The organism is Intestinimonas sp. UBA1698, from assembly GCF_002320075.1.
Classification (GTDB): Bacteria; Bacillota; Clostridia; order Oscillospirales; family Oscillospiraceae; genus Intestinimonas; species Intestinimonas massiliensis.
In genome coordinates, this window is the sequence record NZ_DCJO01000020.1 from 32,597 (window position 1) to 49,858 (window position 17,262).

At 65.3% G+C, this 17,262-nt stretch carries 12 protein-coding genes and 1 riboswitch; of the genes, 2 read left to right on the plus strand and 10 right to left on the minus strand.

What is annotated here, in order from left to right; all coding sequences use genetic code 11:
- Positions 1 to 26: 26 nt before the first annotated feature.
- From ade to B3H64_RS04525, 7 genes are all read right to left on the minus strand, one after another.
- Complete coding sequence (ade, locus tag B3H64_RS04495) at positions 27 to 1,826, minus strand: adenine deaminase (protein WP_286733325.1); 1,800 nt, start codon at positions 1,824 to 1,826, stop codon at positions 27 to 29.
- Between the two features lie 81 nt (positions 1,827 to 1,907).
- Complete coding sequence (locus B3H64_RS04500; protein ID WP_286733327.1) at positions 1,908 to 3,221, minus strand: amidohydrolase family protein; 1,314 nt, start codon at positions 3,219 to 3,221, stop codon at positions 1,908 to 1,910.
- 217 nt (positions 3,222 to 3,438) lie between these two features.
- On the minus strand, positions 3,439 to 4,440 hold the full coding sequence (locus B3H64_RS04505; protein WP_286733328.1) for a ribokinase: 1,002 nt from the start codon (positions 4,438 to 4,440) through the stop codon (positions 3,439 to 3,441).
- A gap of 96 nt (positions 4,441 to 4,536) precedes the next feature.
- Positions 4,537 to 6,090, minus strand: coding sequence for a hydantoinase/oxoprolinase family protein (locus tag B3H64_RS04510; RefSeq protein ID WP_286733329.1), 1,554 nt, complete (start codon positions 6,088 to 6,090; stop codon positions 4,537 to 4,539).
- On the minus strand, positions 6,090 to 7,184 hold the full coding sequence (locus tag B3H64_RS04515) for a DUF917 domain-containing protein (RefSeq protein ID WP_050618620.1): 1,095 nt from the start codon (positions 7,182 to 7,184) through the stop codon (positions 6,090 to 6,092). The genes B3H64_RS04510 and B3H64_RS04515 overlap by 1 nt, the downstream gene beginning before the upstream one ends.
- Positions 7,185 to 7,271: 87 nt before the next feature.
- Positions 7,272 to 8,609 (minus strand): cytosine permease, encoded by a 1,338-nt coding sequence (locus tag B3H64_RS04520; protein WP_050618621.1) that lies wholly within the window; start codon positions 8,607 to 8,609, stop codon positions 7,272 to 7,274.
- A 241-nt stretch (positions 8,610 to 8,850) separates the two neighbouring features.
- Positions 8,851 to 10,449 (minus strand): PucR family transcriptional regulator, encoded by a 1,599-nt coding sequence (locus B3H64_RS04525; RefSeq protein ID WP_278894250.1) that lies wholly within the window; start codon positions 10,447 to 10,449, stop codon positions 8,851 to 8,853.
- Between the two features lie 434 nt (positions 10,450 to 10,883).
- Between B3H64_RS04525 and B3H64_RS04530 the strand changes: the two genes are divergently transcribed.
- Positions 10,884 to 12,368, plus strand: coding sequence for an aldehyde dehydrogenase family protein (locus tag B3H64_RS04530; protein ID WP_286733332.1), 1,485 nt, complete (start codon positions 10,884 to 10,886; stop codon positions 12,366 to 12,368).
- 73 nt (positions 12,369 to 12,441) lie between these two features.
- On the opposite strand, the gene B3H64_RS04535 is transcribed toward B3H64_RS04530, so the two are convergent.
- The gene (locus B3H64_RS04535; RefSeq protein WP_286733335.1) at positions 12,442 to 13,059 is read right to left on the minus strand and encodes a thiamine diphosphokinase; all 618 of its coding nucleotides are present in this window, start codon (positions 13,057 to 13,059) and stop codon (positions 12,442 to 12,444) included.
- 151 nt (positions 13,060 to 13,210) lie between these two features.
- A riboswitch (Lysine riboswitch) is annotated at positions 13,211 to 13,389 on the plus strand.
- Positions 13,390 to 13,481: 92 nt separating this feature from the next.
- Here B3H64_RS04535 and B3H64_RS04540 point away from each other — a divergent pair.
- Complete coding sequence (locus tag B3H64_RS04540; RefSeq protein ID WP_286733336.1) at positions 13,482 to 14,525, plus strand: L-erythro-3,5-diaminohexanoate dehydrogenase; 1,044 nt, start codon at positions 13,482 to 13,484, stop codon at positions 14,523 to 14,525.
- 50 nt (positions 14,526 to 14,575) lie between these two features.
- Here B3H64_RS04540 and feoB read toward each other — a convergent pair whose 3' ends face one another.
- Both feoB and B3H64_RS04550 read right to left on the minus strand, forming a co-directional pair.
- Positions 14,576 to 16,726, minus strand: a complete 2,151-nt coding sequence (feoB, locus tag B3H64_RS04545; protein ID WP_286733340.1) for a ferrous iron transport protein B — start codon at positions 16,724 to 16,726, stop codon at positions 14,576 to 14,578.
- Positions 16,717 to 16,998 (minus strand): FeoA family protein, encoded by a 282-nt coding sequence (locus tag B3H64_RS04550; RefSeq protein WP_050618627.1) that lies wholly within the window; start codon positions 16,996 to 16,998, stop codon positions 16,717 to 16,719. The genes feoB and B3H64_RS04550 overlap by 10 nt, the downstream gene beginning before the upstream one ends.
- Positions 16,999 to 17,262 lie beyond the last annotated feature (264 nt).

A 17,262-nucleotide genomic window follows, 5' to 3' on the forward strand; every position in this document is an offset into this window, starting at 1 on the left:
ACCGGGCCCTGCTCTCTTGTTGGGTTTTACTCCACAAACAGATCGGCAAACTGGAAGCTGCGGCAATCCACCAGCCCCCGATCCGTGAGCCGCAGCTCGGGGATACAGGCCAGGGAGCTGAGAGCCATGGTCATAAAGGGAGACGGCAGGGTGCAGCCGATCTCCTCCCAGGCCTGGCCCAAGCCATCCACCAGCGCCGCCATCTCCTCCGCCGGTTGTTCACTCATCAGCCCGGCCACCGGCAGAGCTACATGGCCCAGCACCTGCCCGTCCCGCACCACGCACATGCCCCCCTCGGACTGGAGCAGCGTGTTGGCCGCCAGAGCCATATCGGCATCGTTGGAGCCCACTACCATCAGGTTGTGGGCGTCGTGGGCCACGGTGGAGGCCATGGCCCCGTGCCGGATGCCGAAGCCCTGAACAAAGCCCAGGGCCTTATGCCCGGTGGCGTGGTGCCGCTCAAGCACCGCCATCTTCAGCACGTCCTGCTCCACGTCGGCCTCCACCCGGCCGTCCCTGGCGGTCAGGGTGACGAGGCTCTCCCGGTTGGCGGCGCTCCCGCCGATCACCCGGATGGCCCGGACCTTCACCGCCCCGTCCCGGGGAGCGGCCACGGTGAAGGAGGCCGGGGTGATGGGGTCCTTCACATGCATGGAGCGCAGGGCCTCCTCCGGGTAGGCGTAGGGGGAGAGCCCGGCCAGCAGCCGGCCGTTTTCGGCCACGACCCGGCCGTCGATGACGGTCCGCAGGACCCGGAAGTCCTTCAGGTCCTCGAAGAACACCAGATCGGCGCACTTGCCGGGGGTGACGGAGCCCAGATCCTGGTCCATCTGGAAGCACTGGGCACAGTTGAGCGTAACCATCTGGACGGCGACCACCGGAGGGATGCCCTCCTCCACCGCCCGGCGCAGCAGCCGGTCCACATGGCCCTCGGACAGCAAAGTGTGGGGATGGGCGTCGTCGGTGACCAGCACGGCAAAGCGGCTGTCCACCTCATGGCGGGTCACCGCCCGGGCCACCTCCCCCAAATCCCTCCAGGCGGAGCCCTCCCGCAGCATGGCGTACATGCCCAAGCGCATCTTGGCCAGGGCGTCGGCCTCCCGGGTGGACTCGTGGCAGCAGCGGGCTCCGGCGGCAATGTAGCCGTTGAGGCCCCGGTCGGTCTCGGGGATGGAATAGTGGCCGGTGACCGTCCGCCCCGCCTTCAGCGTCTCGGCCACGATGGCGTGAGGCCCCTCCTGGTCGGACAGAATGCCGGGGTAGTTCATCATCTCCCCCAGAGCCACCACCCGGCCGTCCTGCATATACCGGGCGACATCCCCGGCGTCGATGGAGGCCCCGGTGTCCTCGAAGCCGGTGACCGCCGGCACGCAGGAGGGCATGGTCAGCATGGCCTTCAGGGGGGTGCAGGCGGCCTCGCCCAGCATCAGGTCCACCCCCCGGGCGCCCAGCACGTTGCAGATCTCGTGGGGGTCCATGTAGATTCCCGCCGTGCCGTGGGGCACCACCGCACCGGCAAAGGCCCGGAGGGTCATCATGGAGGACTCCACATGGATGTGCCCGTCCAGCAGGCCGGGGGCCAGATAGGCCCCGGCAGCCTCGATGACCTGGGTGTCCGGCCCGATGCAGTGCTCCGCGCTCTCCCCCACATAGGCGATGCGCCCCGCCGCCACCGCCACATCAGTGTGGGGCAGGACCTCACCCGTACAGACGTTGACCAGTTTGGCGTCCCGGACCACCAGCTCGGCCTTCTCCAGACCTTGGGCCACGGCGGCCAGGGTCCTGGTGGCCTCCCACTGGGGCACCCGGCAATACTCGTTGACCATATCGGCTCCTCCCTCTTCCAAAAGAGGGCGGCCCAAAGCGGGCCGCCCTTGGCTGTTCTGCTTCAGATCTTCTCCATTTTATCACATCTGGGAGGAAATGTATACCTGTTTCTCGTCGGGGAGCACCTGCCGCCCCTGGACGAACTTGGCCGCCACGTCCCGGTCCTCCGACAGGTAGACGACCCGCTCCAGCCGCTCCCGGACCGTCAGCGCCCGGGTAGTGGCCAGGCGGCGGTCGTCCACCACCACGGCGTCCAGTTCGCAGCCCGGAAGGAAGCTGCCCACCGGCCCGAAAAAGGCCCCACCCCCGGCGGTGCCCAGCCAAAAGGCCTCCTCTACGGTAAGGGGCTTAAGGCTCTGGTCCTGGAGCCGCCAGCGCAGCTTGGACACCTGGATGGCGTCGGCCATGGCTCGGAAAAGGGAGGTGCTGTGGCCCCCGGCCACATCGCTGCCCAGGCCCACCCGGAGCCCCTCGTCCAAAAACCGGCGCACCGGGGCGATGCCGGAGGCAATGTTGGTGTTGGAGGCCGGACAGTGGGCCACCCATACCCCACGCTCCCGCAGCATGGCGATCTCCTCCTCGCCGGAGAGGACGCAGTGGGCCATAATGGTGGGTACGCCGCCGCCGAACAGGCCGAAGGAGGCGTAGGCGTCCCCGTAGCAGGAGGCGGACGGGCACAGCTCCCGCACCCATTCCACCTCCCCCTGGTTCTCCGACAAATGGGACTGCACAGGCAGGCCGAAGGTCCGCTGGATGCCGGCGAGCCGCTCCATCAGTTCGTCGGAGCAGGAGGGGATAAAGCGGGGCGTCAGGATGGGTTTGACCCGCCTGTACTTCCCCGCCGTCTGCTCCAGCCACTCCACCGTGGCCCGGGCGGAGGCCTCGGCGCTCTCCTCCCGGAGGATGTCCGGGCTGTTGCGGTCCATGTTCACCTTGCCCACAAAGGCGCACAGGCCGCTGGCCTCCAGCAGCTCCATCAGCACCCGGGTTGCCGGGCCGTGGAGAGTGGCAAAGACCGCCGCCCGGGTGGTGGCCCCCCGCCGCAGGTCCTCCACAAACAGGCTATAGGCCCTTTGGGCGTAATCCAGGTCGGCAAATTTGGCCTCCTCGGGGAAGGCGTTGGTGTTCAGCCAGTCCAGCAGCTCCATATCCATGCCCAGCCCCCGGTAGGCATACTGGGGGGCGTGGACGTGGAGGTCCACCAGGCCGGGGACCACCAGCCTCCCGCTGAAGTCATACCGGGGCAGGCCCTGGTACTGCTCTGGGACCCGGGGAAACACCCCGGCGCATCTGCCCTCCAGACAGACCAGAACGCCGTTGGCCACGGTCTCCAGATGGGTGCTGTCCTTGCTGTAACAGAGATCCCCCTTGAGGAGGAAGGATTCGGTTTTCATGGCTGCTCCTTTCTCGGGTCGCGGCCGGAGACGCAAAGGGCTGCCGCGGGAGACGGCTGCCGGTCCCCCGCGCCCGCGGGAGACTGATAGCGCGGCTCTTTACGGCAGCCGGTAGAAACGCCCGTCCGATCACGGGCCTATATCAATCTATTGGATGGGACGGGAGAGATTATACCATATTCCGCCGTCGATTGCAACCGAAACGGGGCGGCGTTGTCTACTCCGCCAGAGGGTCCAGCGCCGCCGGGTCCACGCTGCGGCAGCCCCGCTCCCGCAGCAGGGTCTGGACCTCCCCCAGGGTGGGCAGGCTGGGCTGGGCCCCCATGCGGGAGACGGTGAGGGCCGCGGTATGGCTGGCAAAGGCCAGGGCCGCTTCCCGTTCCAGCCCGGCGCACAGGCCGGTGCAGAAGGCGCCCACAAAGGAATCCCCCGCCGCGGTGGGGTCGGCCACCCGCTCCATGGGGACGCAGGGGACGCGGAGCATCCCCTGTGTTCCGGCCAGGGCCGCGCCGTTCTCCCCCAGAGTGACCAGGAGCTCCTTCACGCCCCGGGCCCGAAACCAGGCGGCCACCCGCTCCAGGTCAGCGGCCTCCACCCCCGCCGGCCCGGCCCGCAGAGGGAGGCCGGAGAGCTGAGCGGCCTCGTGCTCGTTGGGGGACAGGTAGTCGGCGCAGGCGAGCAACCGGTCTGAGATTGGGGCGGCGGGGGCCGGATTGACCATGACGGGCACCCCGGCGGCATGGGCCCAGCCGGCCGCCGCCTCCACCACGTCCATGGGCAGCTCGAATTGCAGCAGCACCATGTCGAAGGCCCGGACTCCATCCTCCATCCACGCCAAATCCGCCGGGGTCAGGGTGAAGTTGGCCCCCGGCACGATGGTAATGCGGTTCTGAACCCCCTGGGGCGTGGCTTCCACCAGGATGTGGGCGACGCCCGTAGGGGCGGAGGGGTCCGCCGTCACCCGGGACAGATCCACCCCGGCGGTCCGAACGCTCTGCAGGGCCTCCCGCCCGAAGGCGTCGTCCCCCACTCGCCCGGCCATGGTCACATGGGCTCCCAGCCGGGCGCACTGGACGGCCTGGTTGGCCCCCTTTCCGCCGGACACCGTGCGGAACCCGGTGCCGGCGACGGTCTCCCCCGGGCCGGGCGCCCGCTCCGTCGTGGCGATCAGGTCCATCATAAAGCTGCCCACCACCAAAATGTGCGGTCGTTTCAGCATGTTCCCGCTCCTCCTTTCGTTTTGGATATTGTACCACGCCCGCCGGAGTTTTGCACCGCCAAAAAGCGGAGGCCGGCGGCCTCCGCTTTTGTTTCGCTATGCCAGGTCCCCCGCCGCCTTGATCTTCACGCGGCAGGTGTTGCCGGGGTAATATTGCAAGGGCACGTCCTCCACGTCGATGATCTCCACGCTCTCCCGGACGGCGCCGGCCGCCACGGCCAGCTCCACCGCCTCCGCCTTGGCCCGCTCCAGGGCCTTCTCCCGGGGAACGACCTGATAATCCACCAATTGCTCGCAGGTGCCGCTCACCTTGGAGATGGCCGAACCGATGGCGTTGGCCACGCCGCCCTCGGCGGGCTTGACCACGGTTCTGGCTCCCGCCAGCTCCCCCGGCAGGACGAGGGAGCCGCCGCCCACCAGGATGACCTCCACATCGTCGGAGGAGACCTTCATGGCGTCGATGGCGTCCTCCGCCAGCGCGGTGATGGCCGCCAGGGCCTTTTGGGCAAAAGCCTCGCTGAGATGGGCCGTCCGGGACCGGTCCCCCAGCTCAGCCATACCCAGGTGCACGGCGATGTCGGTGGCGGTGCACACGTCGCCGCCAAAGACCAGGGCCTTTTCCGTGATCTGATAGCCCACGGAATCCGGGCCCACGGTGACGGTGCCGTCGGGTCTTTCCCGGACGATGGAGCCGCCGCCCAGGCCGATGGACACCACATCGGGCATCCGGAAATTGGTGCGCACCCCGCCGATGGTGACCGCCACGCTGGATTCCCGTGGAAAGCCGTTCTGGATGACGCCCAGGTCGGTGGTGGTGCCGCCCACGTCAATGACCACGGCGTTCTGGAGGCGGCTGAGGTAGCTGGCCCCCCGGATGGAGTTGGTGGGGCCGCAGGCGATGGTGAGGATGGGGTATTTGCGGGCGTACTCCATGGTCATCAGGGTGCCGTCGTTCTGGGAGAGATACACGTCGGCGTTGGTAACCCCCTCGTCGGCCAGGGAGCGGGCAAAGCCTTCGGTGAAGGACTGAGCCACCCGGTAGAGCGCGGCGTTCAGGATGGTGGCGTTCTCCCGCTCAATAAGGCCCATGGAGCCGATCTCGCTGGAGATGGAGACATGCACGTCCTCTCCCATGACTTCCCTGCACAGCTTGGCAGCCGCCCGCTCGTGGTCGCTGCGAACGGTGGAGAACACGCAGGAGATGGCCACCGACTTGACTCCCTGGGCCTTCAGATCCTCAAAGAAGGCCCGGGCGGCCGTCTCGTCGAAGGGGGCCAGCTCCTTACCGTCGTACTCAAAGCCACCGCCAATGACGGCGGTCCTTACGGCGATTTTTTTCAGATCCTCCGCCCAGTCCACCATGGGGGGGATGCCCACCGTGGCGGGGGCGCCCAGGCGCAGCACGCCGATGGGGGCCAGATGCTTGCGCTCCACGATGGCATTGGTGCACTGGGTGGTGCCCAGCATGGCCTGACCGATCTCCTTCCGGTCCACGCCCGCCTGCTCCAGCACCGCCCGTACGGCGGCCAGAATGCCGTCATAGGCGTCCGGCGTGGTGTGCCGCTTGACGCTGGCCACCACCTTTCGCTCTTCGTCCAAAAGGACGGCGTCGGTATTGGTGCCGCCCACGTCGATTCCCAGCTTATACATCAGGCTCTCCCCCCTTTGCAGCGCTCCTCCAGCGGAATGTAGTCGGTGTCCACCCCGAAGTATCGGGGGCCTACCAGGTCCAGACCGGCCTGCGTCCGCCACAGCGGGAAGCACTTCAGGCCTACCACCATGACCCGCTTTCCGTACTTCAGCGCGTCGGTGGGGACGGGCTGGAAGGTATCGGTGTCCACCAGGCAGATGAGATCGGGGGTGGTGGCCAGGATCTCCCCCTCTACCGTGGCGGTCAGGTTTTCGTTCTGGAATTCCACATAGGCCGACTGGCCCTTATATTCGGCGATGCCCTCCAGCAGCACCTTGCCGAAGTTGAAGCCGCCACGGACCTCCCGGAGCACGTCGCCGATCTTGCCCTTGAAGAGCTTGTAGCCCTCGGTGATGGAGAGGAAGGCCTCCTCAGGGCTCTGGCCGTCGGTCTCCTTCACCCTGCGGATGGCGGAGCCCAGGGTCTGGCTGCGGGTGACGATGCCGTGGACGCCGTACTCCTTCATGAAGGCGCCCTCCATGGCGTAGAGGGAGACGGACACCGAGCCGCCGCAGGCCATAGTGACGGCCCGGGCCAGCTCCTCGGTCCATTTGTTGGTGATGGTACGGAAAATGGAGGAGTTTCCCTTTTCGTCCACCAGCGCCATGGGGGTGGCGGAGCCGCCGCCGATGGTGAAGGTGACCATCTGCAGTTCAGGGAAGGCCCGGCCCATGCCGTCGCAGTCGACGAGGGGCAGGCCCAGCCGGGCCGCCGCCGCGATGGGCAGCATGGAGTTGACGCCCCCCGCCTCGATGGGCATGAAGGCGTAGATGGGCTTGCCGTAGAAGGTGGAGACGGTGTCGTACAGGGTCTGGTACTCATTGTCGCCCACGGCCTTCTCTCCCAGAATGGTGGGGGCCCCCATCATGGCGATGGGGACGCACAGGGCGTCGTCCGGCACCTCTTCGGGGGAGAGCAGGGTGACGGGCCCGTACTTCTGTACCGCGCCGATGGCCACCAGCCTGCCGATATAGGGGTCGCCGCCGCCGCCCGCGCCCAGCAGGGCCGCGCCCAGGGCGATGTCCTCGATCTCAGAAACTCCGATCTTGCGCAAAACGTTCAGCTCCTTTGTTATTTGATCCACAGACAGGCGGATTGCCGCACCGCTTCAGCGGTGCGGCGGTCCGCATGGGATTTTGTCCTATGCCTCTACGGCCTTTCCGGCTTCGGACCGGCCGGGCAGCAGCCTGGCCAGCACCGTGTGGAGCGCCAGGGACAGCACGATGCCGTTGATGGGCCCCACGAAGAAGGGTACGTTCAGGAAGGCCACGTTGGCCAGGGACTGGAAGTTGGCGAAGGTTCCGCCGGTGATGCAGGCCACGAGGGCCCCCGCCAGGAAGGCGATGACGCCGGGGGCGTAAAATCCCCCGCGCAGAGCAAACTTCTCCTTTTTTCCCCGATGGACCAGCCAGTATTCCGCGATAAGCACGCCGGCCAGCGGGGGGATCAGATTGGACATCAGGGTGAGAAAGCCGGAGAATTTGGCCAGCAGTCCAAAGGCGGCCAGCAGAGTACCAATGGCCCCGGCGATGGCGGTGGTCAGCTTAAATCTGCTCTCGTCGAAGCCCAGCAGATTGCTGAGCGCCAGGCCGCCGGAATAGGCGTTGGTGACGTTGGTGGTCCAGGTGGCGGCCACCAGAGCAACCAGGCCCACCACGGGCACGCCCACGCTGGCCAGGATAGCGGAGATATCGTACTGCCCGGTGACCAGACTGAGCAGGGCTCCCATCAGCAGCATGAACAGCCCGGCGGGGATGACGCCAACAATGGAGGACTTAACCACGTCGGCCCGGCTCTTGGCAAAGCGGCAGTAGTCGCCGGAGATGACGCCGCCCAGCGCAAAGGAGGCCACCACCATGGAGATGCCAAACACCAGGCCGGCGGACTGGGCCGGGTCATAGGCGGCAATCTTGGCCATGCCGTCGTTCTGAGCGAAGCCCATGACCACACCGTACAAGCAGACGATCACCAGCAGGGGCACGGCGATGTAGTTGAGCCACTTCAGGCCCTTGAATCCGAAGCAGGCGGTGGCCAGCATGATCAGGCCCCACACGATGGAGGACACGGCGATCATGGCGGAGCTGGCCTCTCCCAGGCCCAGGATATCCGCCAGCATAACGGCGAAGGCCTGTCCACAGGTGGCGGACTGGATGCCGAACCAGCCCACGCAGGCAAAGGCCAGCAGCACGGAAATGATGTACCGGGCCCCCTGCTTGCCCAGGGCTCCCTCGGCCATAACCGCCACCGGCAGCCCGGTGTCGCAGGCGGCCATGCCGATGAGGATCATGTAGGCGCAGATGAGGCCGTAGCCGATGAGGATGGAGGCCACGATCTGCGGGATGGACAGTCCGCCGCCGGACAGCACACCGCCGATCATCAGACAGGGTACGCAGATCATGCCGCCCGCCCATACCATGGCGATGGACACCCAGCTCTGCCGCTGCTCGGCCTTGACTTCAAAGCCGGTTTGATTGTTCATAAAGATCCCTCCCAGAATTGCAGGCTGCCGACAGACCACATCTTCCATCGGCTGGTCCGTATTATAGCCGGTTCAAGGAACAAAGTAATTAGTCCGTCGGCAAAAAATGAGCGGGAATCCATTGTCCTTTTGGACAATGGATTCCCGCTTTTCGTCTCTCTTCTTCGCTATGTCTTCGGGATTTTCCACTTTTTCCACCCGAATCCCCGCTGCCTTCTTTGTCTAAACCGACAACGCGCCTTTAGGGGGCCAGCAGCCGCTCCAGGGCACAGGCGGTGTACAGGGCAAAGGTCTCGGGCATCTTGCCCACCGGGTAACCCAGCCGCCCGGCGGTGCGCTGGAGCCGATATTTTACCGTGTTCTTGTGGAGGAACAGCAGCTCCGCCGTCCGGGCCACGCTGCTCCCGGCGTCCAGCAGCAGGATCTGGAGGGTCCGCTCCAGCTCGGCCTCTCCCTCCTCCCGGATGGGAGCAAGCACCGCCAACCTCTGCTGAACGGCCTCTTCCCCCTCCTCGATCATGGCGCGGCAGGACTGGGCGAACTCCACCTCCTGGACGGTGTACCACCGCTTCCCCGGCCAGATCTTTGCTGCGTCGTTCTGGAAGGCCCGGATGGCCAGATAAGCCCGGCGCACGTCGGCGGTGGTGGCCAAGCTCTGACAAAGGGTCAGGACGGCCCGGAGCCCCGCCTGCTCCAACTGGGCGCAGCACATGTCGGCCAGAGCCCCAGCCTCGCCGCCTCCGGCGGGCCAGTCCATAAAAGCCACCAGATCCCCCTCATACCAGTCGGCCACGACTGTGGTGCAGTGGTGGGCCAGCAGCTCCCGTACCAGCTCCAGGCCCTTGGCCCGGAACTCCTCCCGGCCCTCCAGGCCGGGCCGCAGCACCCACATGGAGTGGATGGAGCCTACGTCCACATGGAAGATCTCCGCCAGACGCCGCATCTTAATGGGCTCATCCTTCAAAATGGCCCGCACCAGCTCGCTCATCACCACCCGGTCATGGCTCTGGCTCCAGAGGTTGGCCGCCAGGCGCACCACCTCCCCCGCCTGCCGCACCAGGTCGGCGGTGAGAGGCTCCCCCTCCTTGAATAGGAACAGCTCCATGCCCGGCGCCGGGTCGCTGAGCGCGCAGCGGTAGAGCAGGCACCGCGCTTCCCCGGCCCGCAGCTCCAAAGGAGCCCCTCCCGCCTCCGGCAGACTCTCCAGCCGCCGCAGACGCTCCTCCAGGTCCACCGCCGCGGTCCGGGGCCAGGCCACGGCGTTGAGCACCCGACCGGCCCCGTCGGTGAGCACCGCCGAGGCCCGGGTGCGGTCGCTGAGGAGCTTGAGCACTGTGTCCACCGTCCGCTGGTGCTCCGGCAGCAGGGAGGCCCGGTCCAGGATGTCGCTGACCAGGGCGGCGCTGGTGTTCTGGTCCTTGAAGATGGCCTCCATCACCTCGCAGATGACCTCGCTGTACCGCTGGTCCATACGGTTCTCTGGCATGACGATGAGGGCAAAATCCAGCTCGTCGGCCAGCTCCAACAGCTTTCGGTCCACCCGCGGCAGGAAGACGCCCACATAATACAGAATCAGCCCCACCTCGCCCGCCTCGGCCAGCCGCCGAATGTTAGCGCACTGGGCCTCCACATCATTGGGGATGTTCATAAAGCCGGTGATGACCACCTCGCTGCCGTAAAACTCGTTGTTTTTGAACAGCGCGTCCTGCAGAATGCTGGGATCGGCGTACTCCAGCACCGAGATGGAAGAGACCAGCTTGTTCAGCCCGCCCCGTCCCGCCGCCAGCCGGGCCTCCCGCAGACTGGGCAGCTCCAGCAGATCCGCCACCGTCACGCTCATACTGTCTTTTCCCCCCTTTTCCAAATTCTCCGTTTCGCACAAATCGCAGCCCCATTTTTCGGCAGACCGTACCGACCCTCCACCCCCCAAGCGAATGGTTCTCCGGGTCGGCCGCCGCCCCCCTCTTCAAAAAACAGGGGCTGGCATCTGTTTTTCATTTTACCACAGGCTTTGTTCCTTTTCTACGCTGGTTTTTGTTCTGTTCTACAGAACAGCACAGCTCGCAGAAGGAATGCCAAAATGGTTGTTGTTCTAAGGATACTTAAAAACGATGCACCGATTGCATGGTCATTTTGCACATCAATACCTCCAATTTTCTACGCATTGTCAATGTTATTTTTGTGTAAAATGTGCTATAGTATCCATAGTCGGACCGCAGAAACAGAACCGCGTTTCCGCTGTTTCGTTCAGCGTTTGAAAGGAGTGTTTACCTTATGGAAAAGATCACTCAGGACAGCTACAAGCTCTACATCAACGGCCAGTGGATCGGCGCCAGCGACGGCGCCACCTTCCAGACTCGCTGCCCCGCCAACGGCGAGGGTCTGGCCACCTGCGCCCAGGCCACCAGAGAGGACGTGGATCAGGCCGTAGACGCCGCCTGGGCCGCCTTCCGGAGCTGGAAAAACGTCACCACCAACGAGCGGGCCGCCATCCTCAACCGGATCGCCGATATCATCGACGCCAATGCCGAGCACCTGGCCATGATCGAGTCCCTGGACAACGGAAAGCCCATCCGGGAGACCATGGCCATTGACATTCCCTACGCCTCCCGCCATTTCCGCTATTTTGCCGGCTGCATCATGGCCGAGGAGGGCTCCGCCAACATTCTGGACGGCTCCACCCTCTCCCTGATCCTGCGGGAGCCCATCGGCGTGGTGGGCCAGATCGTACCCTGGAACTTCCCCTTCCTGATGGCCGCCTGGAAGCTGGCTCCCGTGCTGGCCGCCGGCTGCTGCACCGTGTTTAAGCCCTCCAGCGACACCCCGCTGTCCGTGCTGGAGCTGGCCCGCCTGACCCAGGACGTCATCCCCGCCGGTGTATTCAACGTCATCACCGGCTCAGGCTCCAAGGCCGGGCAGTACATCCTGGACCACCCCGGCTTCCGCAAGCTGGCCTTCACCGGCTCCACCGAGGTGGGCGGCTGCGTGGCCTGCGCCGCCGCCGAGCGGCTCATCCCCTCCACCCTGGAGCTGGGCGGAAAGTCCGCCAACATCTACTTTGACGACTGCAAGTGGGAGATGGCCATGGACGGCCTCCAGCTCGGCATCCTATTCAATCAGGGCCAGGTCTGCTGCGCCGGCAGCCGCGTCTTTGTCCAGGACACCATCTATGACAAATTCATCGACGAAGCCGTCAAGCGCTTCCAAGCCGTCAAGGTGGGGATGCCCTGGGACCCCGCCACCCAGATGGGCTCCCAGATCAATGAGAACCAGGTGGGCAAGATCCTGGAGTACATCAAGATCGGAAAGAGCGAGGGCGCCAGAGTGGCCTGCGGCGGCGAACGCATGACCGAGGGCGAGCTGGCCAAGGGCTGCTTCATGAAGCCCACCCTGCTGGTGGACGTGGATAACCACATGCGGGTGGCCCAGGAGGAAATTTTCGGGCCGGTAGCCTGCGTCATCCGGTTCCACGACGAGGACCAGGTCATCGAGATGGCCAATGACAACGCCTACGGCCTGGGTGGCGCGGTGTGGACCCGTGACATCAACCGGGCCATCCGGGTGTCCCGCGGCATCGAGACCGGCCGGATGTGGGTCAACACCTACAACGCTATCCCGGAGGGCGCACCCTTCGGCGGCTATAAGGCCAGCGGCATCGGCCGTGAGACCCACAAGGTCATTCTGGAGCACTACACCCAGATGAAGAATATTATGATCAATCTCTCGGAGTCCCCGTCCGGCTTCTACCCCGAAAAGTGATCCTCTCTCCCCCCAAACCTGCGCTTCCCAAAGGAGAAGGGCCGCCGGCACAGCCAGCGGCCCTTCTCCCCTATCAGCGATACCACACCACCAGGAGGGTGCCCGTTCGCACCGCAATGCTGCTCTCCGCGCCGGTGAACTCGTTGCTCACACCCAGGGTCACGTCGGGAGTGAGCGCTGCGCTGTCCAGCGGGTACTTGAGCCCCCGCAGGGTCACCCCCTCCGCCCGGTCCCCCTGGCAGAACACCGACACATAACCCCGGTGCGAAGCGTCGAAGGTCAGCGCTCCGTCGGTCACCGCGGCAGCCGTCCAGTTCTCTCCGTACAGCTCTCCCCGGCAGCCCCGTCTGGACAGCCAGGTCAGGCACTGCAAATTGGCCAGTGTGTGGTCGATCCGGCCCCCGGTGCCGCCGTAGAGCCGAAAGGTCCGGTAGCCTCGCTTGACTCCCATCTCCAGGGCCACCGCCATGTCGGTGTCGTCTTTTTCCCGGGGCAGTGTCATTACATTCGGGTGGTCCGGCCTCTCATCCAGAGAGTCGAAGTCCCCCACCACCAGGTCGGCCCGCAGCCCCAGCGCCCTCAGAGCCCGGTAGCCGCCGTCGGCGGCGATGACCCAGTCCCCCACCTTGGGCTCCAGTCCCGCTGGATACAGCTCTCCGGCCCCAATCACATAGCAAATCGGTTCCCGCATATTCTCGCCTCCGTTTTCTCTCCCCCTATCTTGCCCGATTTTGGTTCCAATTGCAAGAGCTGCGGCAAGAACATGCCCTGACAAGTTTCACAAATCCGAAAAAACCCGCCGCGCCCCCCTTGACCGCCTCTGGAATTTTTTCTATAATAAGATTATAAATAGAGGCGCGGGGCATCCGGTAGGGGGCCGATGATAAGGATGGACGCATCCGAAGCGGCCCGTGAATAGTTGCCCCGCCGAAGAGAGCCTGCCGCGTCCGGCTCCGCTCCCTGAGTCGCGGTCTCAGTGTCCGCGGCTTGTCATGGTAAGCCATGAAGCGCTATTTATGCCCCCTGCGCCGGGGCATGAATGGCGCTTTTTCGTTCCGGCGGACCCATCGATCCGCCTCCACCTCACTGTGAACAGATAGGAGTGTGTTTACCATGCAGAAGAAAGGCAACAAGTACGGTACCCATCGCGTCATCGAACCCAAGGGAGTCCTGACTCAGGCCGCTTACCGAATCGACAACAATATGGCTGAGATCTACTCCAACGAAATCCTGGTGGACGTCACCGCCCTGAACATCGACTCCGCCTCCTTCACCCAGATCTCCGAGGCCTGTGGGGGCGATGAGAAGAAGATCGGCGAGATGATCCTGTCCATCGTGGCCGAGCGCGGCAAGCAGCAGAACCCGGTCACCGGCTCCGGCGGCATGTTCATTGGCATCGTGAACACCATCGGCGACGATCTGAAGGACGAGATCGACCTGAAGCCCGGCGACAAGATCGCCTCTCTGGTCTCCCTGTCCCTGACCCCTCTGCGCATCGACAAGATCCTGGCCGTGCACAAGGACATCGACCGGGTGGACATCGTGGGCCAGGCCATCCTGTTCGAAAGCGGCCTGTACGCCCGGCTGCCCGACGATCTGAGCGAAAAGCTGGCGCTGGCCGCCCTGGATGTGGCCGGCGCTCCCGCCCAGACCGCCAAGCTGGTCCAGGTCAACAACGACGTGCTGGTGCTGGGCGCCGCCGGCAAATCCGGCATGCTGGTCTGCACTGAGGCCATGAAGCGGGTGGGCCCTCTGGGCCACGTGGTGGCCGTGGTCCTCACCCAGGAGGACGCCGACCTGCTCAAGTCCATGAAGCTGTGTACCCACGCGATCGTGGCCAGCGCCACCGAGCCCATCGAAGTGCTGGAAAAGGCCCTGGAGGTCAATCACGGCCATGAGTACGACATCTCCATCTGCTGCGTCAACATCGAAAACTGCGAGATGAGCTGCATCCTCCCTGTAAAAGACGGCGGCACCTGCTATTTCTTCTCCATGGCCACCAGCTTCACCAAGGCCACTCTGGGTGCCGAAGGCTGCGGTAAGGACGTGGACATCATGATGGGCAACGGCTACACCTCCGGCCACGCCGAGATCGCCCTCAGTGAGCTGCGGGCCAACCCCGTGCTGCGCTCCTACTTTGAATCCAAATACATGTGATCAACCCTTCCAAACGGTCCCCGCCGATTCCGGCGGGGACCGTTTGGCGTTCAGGCCAGGCCGCACAGCCGGGCCGCAGAGGCCGTCAGGAAACACACCGCCATGCCCACCGCCGTGGGTACGGCAAAGGAGATCAGCGTCCACTTCAGGCTTCGAGTCTCCTTGCCGATGGTCATACAGGTAGTGGAGCAGGGCCAGTGCATCAGGGAGAAGAGCATGGTGCACACCGCCGTCAGCCAGGTCCAGCCGTGCTCCACCAGCAGGGCATGGAGGGCACCCAGGTCATCCAGCTCCAGCAGCGTGCCGGTGGAGAGGTAGCTCATGATGATGATGGGCACCACGATCTCGTTGGCTGGAAAGCCCAGGATGAAGGCCATCAGGATTACACCGTCTAGACCCAGCAGCCGGGCGAAGGGGTCCAGGAAGCCGGTGCAGTGGTTCAGGATGCTCACTCCCCCCACCGTCACATTGGCGCAGAGCCAGATAAGCAGGCCCGCCGGCGCGGCCACCGCCACCGCCCGGCCCAGCACGAACAGCGTACGGTCCAGCACAGAGCGGGCGATGACCTTGCCGATCTGGGGACGGCGGTACGGGGGCAGCTCCAGCGTAAAAGAGGAGGGCACGCCCCGGAGGATGGTGCCGGACAGCAGCCGGGACACCCCGAAGGTCATGAACACGCCCAGCAGGATGACTCCCGTCAGCAGTACTGCGGAGACCAGGGACTGCCCGGGCCCCGCCTGAGTGCCCACAAAAAACATAGTAATAATGGCAATGAGGGTCGGGAACCGCCCGTTGCAGGGGACAAAATTGTTGGTAATGATGGCGATGAGCCGTTCCCGTGGGGAGTCGATGATTCGGCAGCCCACGATCCCCGCCGCATTGCAGCCGAATCCCATGGCCATAGTCAGCGCCTGCTTGCCGCAGGCCCTGGCCTTTTGGAAGGCGTGATCCAGAACAAAGGCCACCCGGGGCAGATATCCAAAATCCTCTAGAAGCGTGAAAAGAGGGAAAAAGATGGCCATGGGGGGCAGCATCACGCTCACCACCCACGCCAGCACCCGGTAGACCCCCAGCACCAGCGCACCATGGAGCCAATCCGGGGCTTGTAAGTACAAGAACAGGTCGGTCAGCCGATCCTGGACCCAGAACAGGCCGTCGGCCAGCAGGGCCGAGGGCGCGTTGGCCCCGGCGATGGTGATCCAAAAAACCAGGGCCAGCAGGCACAGCATAACGGGGATGCCGGTGGCTCGGCTGGTCAGGAGCCGGTCCAGCCGCCGGTCCCGGCGGGCAGAATCCGCCCGGCGGCAGGCGACCACGCTCCCGGCGATCTCCGCCCCGGTGCGGACCAGCGCCGCCACGATGGCCTCCCGGACCTGTTCCCGGCTCCAGCCCGCGGCCTGCAATCCCTCCAGCGTCTCTTCCAATGCTCCGCCTGCCAGCCGGTCGGCCGTGAGGTCCCGCCCCAGGCACTCCGTCAGACTGGCCATCAGGGAGGGGTCCCCATCCAACAGCCGGAGGGCTACCCACCGGGACGGCAGCCGTCCGCCCAGAGCGGGCTCCAGTTCATCCGCCAGCCGGGCTGCCGCAGCCTCAATGGGGGCGGGATAGGACACCCGGCTGGCCGCAGGTGGCTCCTGCCGCTCCGTTATTGCCTCCACCGCGTCCATCAGCCGCTCCAGTCCCTCCCCCCGGCCCGCCGATGTCCCCACCACCGGAACGCCCAGCCGGCCGGACAGGGCCTTCAAGTCCACCTCGATTCCCTTGCTCCTGGCCTCATCCATCAGGTTGACGCACACCACCGTCCAGGGCGTGATCTCCAGGGTCTGGAGCACCAGATTCAGGTTTCGTTCCAGACAGGTGGCGTCGCAGACCACGACGGAGGCGTCCGCCCCGCCGAAGCAGAGGAAATCCCGGGCCACCTCTTCCTCCGCAGAGTGGGCCAGCAGGGAGTAAGTACCAGGCAGGTCCACCAGGATGTAGTCGCGGCCATGGCGGGTGTGGCGGCCCTGGGCGTTGGTCACCGTCTTTCCGGGCCAGTTCCCTGTATGCTGACGCAAACCGGTCAGGGCGTTGAACACGGTGGACTTGCCCACGTTGGGGTTGCCCGCCAGAGCGATCACTTTGTCGTCGGGGCTGTATTTCTCAATGGCCAGTCCGGCGTCCATGGCCCCCGCGCCGGTGGAGGTGTGTGTCAGCCCCATCCGGCCAACACCGCCCGGCCCGCCGGCAAGGCCGCCGCATCACACTCCAGCGTGATCCCTGCCGCGTCCCGGGCCCGCAGGGCAATGACCGCTCCGCGGATCAGGTAGGCTGCCGGGTCCCCCGCCGGGCTATGCCCCTGACAGACCACCCGGGTCCCCGGAATGAGCCCCAGGTCCAGCAGCCGCCGCCGCATGGCCGGGTCCCCGTCCACGCGGGTTACATATGCGCTCTGGCCGTCGCCCAGCGCGCTCATAGAAAGCTGTTCAAACATAACTTCCAGCTCCGATCATAAAATGGTTGAGTGAGGGAAACTTTGTTTCCGCACCCTATCTTATGCGGAAGGAGTCGAGCGGTGCCTATGGACGAGGAACCGGATTTTTACACACAGAAGGGCTACCAGATGCGCAGCCCCCGAACGCCGCCGGGGCGGGGCGCATCCGGGCGGCCCGCAGGGCCGCAGCGCCCCGGCGGCGGGAGGAACCGGCGGCGGCCCAGGGCGAAGCCGGGCCGCCCGGTAGGGCCCGGCTGGGGGGAC

Excerpts from the sequence above, each read along its gene's own strand:
- ade (WP_286733325.1), bottom strand. The coding sequence starts at position 1,826 with ATGGTCAACGAGTATTGCCGGGTGCCCCAGTGGGAGGCCACCAGGACC.
- B3H64_RS04500 (WP_286733327.1), bottom strand. The coding sequence starts at position 3,221 with ATGAAAACCGAATCCTTCCTCCTCAAGGGGGATCTCTGTTACAGCAAG.
- B3H64_RS04505 (WP_286733328.1), bottom strand. The coding sequence starts at position 4,440 with ATGCTGAAACGACCGCACATTTTGGTGGTGGGCAGCTTTATGATGGAC.
- B3H64_RS04510 (WP_286733329.1), bottom strand. The coding sequence starts at position 6,090 with ATGTATAAGCTGGGAATCGACGTGGGCGGCACCAATACCGACGCCGTC.
- B3H64_RS04520 (WP_050618621.1), bottom strand. The coding sequence starts at position 8,609 with ATGAACAATCAAACCGGCTTTGAAGTCAAGGCCGAGCAGCGGCAGAGC.
- B3H64_RS04525 (WP_278894250.1), bottom strand. The coding sequence starts at position 10,449 with ATGAGCGTGACGGTGGCGGATCTGCTGGAGCTGCCCAGTCTGCGGGAG.
- B3H64_RS04530 (WP_286733332.1), top strand. The coding sequence starts at position 10,884 with ATGGAAAAGATCACTCAGGACAGCTACAAGCTCTACATCAACGGCCAG.
- B3H64_RS04535 (WP_286733335.1), bottom strand. The coding sequence starts at position 13,059 with ATGCGGGAACCGATTTGCTATGTGATTGGGGCCGGAGAGCTGTATCCA.
- B3H64_RS04540 (WP_286733336.1), top strand. The coding sequence starts at position 13,482 with ATGCAGAAGAAAGGCAACAAGTACGGTACCCATCGCGTCATCGAACCC.
- feoB (WP_286733340.1), bottom strand. The coding sequence starts at position 16,726 with ATGGGGCTGACACACACCTCCACCGGCGCGGGGGCCATGGACGCCGGA.
- B3H64_RS04550 (WP_050618627.1), bottom strand. The coding sequence starts at position 16,998 with ATGTTTGAACAGCTTTCTATGAGCGCGCTGGGCGACGGCCAGAGCGCA.